This is a genomic window from Streptomyces sp. UH6, from assembly GCF_013421635.1.
GTDB classification, from domain to species: domain Bacteria; phylum Actinomycetota; class Actinomycetes; order Streptomycetales; family Streptomycetaceae; genus Streptomyces; species Streptomyces abyssomicinicus.
Genome location: NZ_JACADT010000761.1, coordinates 1 through 2,780 on the forward strand (window position 1 = coordinate 1; position 2,780 = coordinate 2,780).

Consider the following 2,780-nt stretch of genomic DNA (forward strand, 5'->3'; position numbering starts at 1 on the left):
ACGCTGGACGGCGTCCGCCACACCTTCCACCGGGCCGGCGACTGGCTCGGCCGGGAGGGCGATGCCTGGCAGGTCCGCGACCACGACCCGGTGGCCGCCTCGCTCACGGGCGCGGCCCGCGCGGGCGCCGACTCGCTCACCGCCCCCATGCCGGGGACGGTGACGGTCGTCAAGGCCGCCGTCGGCGACCGGGTGGAGGCCGGCCAGAGTCTGCTGGTGGTGGAGGCGATGAAGATGGAGCACGTCATCTCCGCGCCGCACGCCGGCACGGTCGCCGAGCTCGACGTCACCCCCGGCACCGCCGTCGCCATGGACCAGGTCCTCGCCGTGATCACGCCCGACGCGGAACCCGGCGCCGCGGCCGGCGCAGCATCGGGCTCCGCAACCGGCGTCGCCGCTTCCGGTGCGGAAGGGGAGGGTGCGCGGTGACCGCGAACGGACCGGCCGGGATCACCGGACTGCCGATCACCGGACTGCCGATCGCCGGACTGCCGATGCGGGTCCCTGCCGAGGGCCTGCCCGCCCGGGTGCGGATCTACGAGGTCGGCGCACGTGACGGCCTGCAGAACGAGAAGGGGACGGTCCCCACCGAGGTGAAGGCGGAGTTCGTCCGCCGTCTCGCCGCGGCCGGCCTGTCGACGGTCGAGGCCACCAGCTTCGTCCACCCCAAGTGGGTGCCGCAGCTGGCCGACGCCGAGCAGCTGTTCCCGTTGGTCCGCGACCTTCCGGTGGAGCTGCCGGTGCTGGTGCCCAACGAGCGCGGGCTGGACCGGGCCCTGGCGCTCGGCGCGCGCACGGTCGCGCTGTTCGCCAGCGCCACCGAGTCCTTCGCCAGGGCCAACCTCAACCGCACGGTGGCCGAGTCGCTGGCCATGTTCGAGCCGGTCGCCGCCCGTGCCAAGGCGGAGGGGCTCCACGTCCGCGCCTATGTCTCGATGGTCTTCGGTGACCCGTGGGAGGGCCCCGTCGCCGTCCCCCAGGCCGTGGAGGTCTGCCGGGCGCTGCTCGGCATGGGCGCCGACGAGCTGAGCCTGGGCGACACGATCGGCGTCGCCACCGCGGGCCATGTCCGCGCCGTGCTCACCGCGCTGCGGGAGGCCGGCGTCGCCACCGAGGCGATCGGCGTCCACTTCCACGACACCTACGGCCAGGCCCTGGCCAACACGCTGGCAGCCCTCCAGTTGGGTGTCACCACCGTCGACGCCTCCGCAGGAGGCCTCGGCGGCTGCCCCTACGCGAAGTCCGCCACCGGCAACCTCGCGACCGAGGACCTGGTGTGGATGCTCCAGGGCCTCGGCGTCGAGACCGGTGTCGACCTCGGCCGTCTCACCGCCACCAGCGTGTGGATGGCCGAACAGCTGGGCCGGCCCAGCCCGTCCCGCACCGTCCGAGCCCTCTCCCACCAGGAGCAGTGACGCGATGACCGCCACCACCGCCACCCCGATGGACCGCCGCCTCAGCCCGGAGCTGGAGGAGCTGCGCCGTACCGTCGAGGAGTTCGCCCACGACGTGGTCGCCCCCAAGATCGGCGACTACTACGAGCGGCACGAGTTCCCTTACGAGATCGTCCGTGAGATGGGCCGCATGGGCCTGTTCGGCCTGCCCTTCCCCGAGGAGTACGGCGGCATGGGAGGCGACTACTTCGCCTTGGGCGTCGCCCTGGAGGAGCTGGCCCGGGTCGACTCCTCCGTCGCCATCACGCTGGAGGCCGGCGTCTCGCTGGGCGCCATGCCCCTGCACCTCTTCGGCACCGAGGCGCAGAAGCGGGAGTGGCTGCCGCGTCTGTGTTCCGGTGAGGTGCTCGGCGCCTTCGGTCTGACCGAGCCCGAGGGCGGATCGGACGCGGGCGCCACCCGCACCACCGCCCGGCTCGACGAGGCCACCGGCGAGTGGGTGATCAACGGCTCGAAGTGCTTCATCACCAACTCCGGCACCGACATCACCGGCCTGGTGACGGTCACCGCCGTCACCGGCCGCAAGCCGGACGGCCGGCCGGAGATCTCCGCGATCATCGTTCCCTCCGGAACCCCGGGGTTCACGGTGGCCGCCCCCTACTCCAAGGTCGGCTGGAACGCCTCGGACACCCGGGAGCTCTCCTTCACCGACGTCCGTGTCCCGGCCGCCAACCTGGTCGGCGAGGAGGGCCGCGGCTACGCGCAGTTCCTGCGCATCCTCGACGAGGGGCGGATCGCCATCGCCGCGCTGGCCACCGGCCTGGCCCAGGGCTGCGTGGACGAGTCGGTGAAGTACGCCAAGGAGCGGCGGGCGTTCGGCCGTCCCATCGGCGCCAACCAGGCCATCCAGTTCAAGATCGCCGACATGGAGATGAAGGCCCACACGGCCCGCCTCGCCTGGCACGACGCGGCGGCGCGGATGGTGGCGGGGCAGCCGTTCAAGAAGGAGGCGGCCATCGCCAAGCTGTACTCCTCGACGGTCGCCGTGGACAACGCCCGTGAGGCCACCCAGATCCACGGCGGGTACGGCTTCATGAACGAGTACCCGGTGGCCCGGATGTGGCGCGACTCCAAGATCCTGGAGATCGGCGAGGGCACCAGCGAGGTCCAGCGGATGCTGATCGCCCGCGAGTTGGGCCTCTCGGACTGACACGCCCCCTCCCCCTCGGGTCACCGCACCTGGCCGGGGCCGCAGCCTCGCCCGCGGCCCCCGCGGTACCCGAGGGCCCTTCGCCCCCGCCGCGGGCGGCCTCAGGTCACGGCCCCCTCACGGGCCTCAGACCCGGACTCCACGCAGGTGTCAGGGTCCGCCCTCCCCGCGGGCCC

3 protein-coding genes are annotated in these 2,780 nt (G+C 73.1%); all 3 read left to right on the forward strand.

All coding sequences use genetic code 11. The annotated features are described in order from the left end of the window. A partial coding sequence (locus HW445_RS25430; RefSeq protein WP_180223246.1) for an acetyl-CoA carboxylase biotin carboxyl carrier protein subunit occupies positions 1–429 on the forward strand: 429 nt, incomplete at its 5' end. A 65-nt stretch (positions 430–494) separates the two neighbouring features. Further along, positions 495–1,415 (forward strand): hydroxymethylglutaryl-CoA lyase, encoded by a 921-nt coding sequence (locus HW445_RS25435; RefSeq protein ID WP_180223247.1) that lies wholly within the window; start codon positions 495–497, stop codon positions 1,413–1,415. 28 nt (positions 1,416–1,443) lie between these two features. Continuing rightward, positions 1,444–2,604: an acyl-CoA dehydrogenase family protein gene (locus HW445_RS25440; protein ID WP_151775182.1), complete on the forward strand. Its 1,161-nt coding sequence runs from the start codon at positions 1,444–1,446 to the stop codon at positions 2,602–2,604. Positions 2,605–2,780 lie beyond the last annotated feature (176 nt).

What these genes read in the sequence shown, in the direction of transcription:
- HW445_RS25435 (WP_180223247.1), top strand. Translation starts at nt 495, where the DNA reads ATGCGGGTCCCTGCCGAGGGCCTGCCCGCCCGGGTGCGGATCTACGAG.
- HW445_RS25440 (WP_151775182.1), top strand. Translation starts at nt 1,444, where the DNA reads ATGGACCGCCGCCTCAGCCCGGAGCTGGAGGAGCTGCGCCGTACCGTC.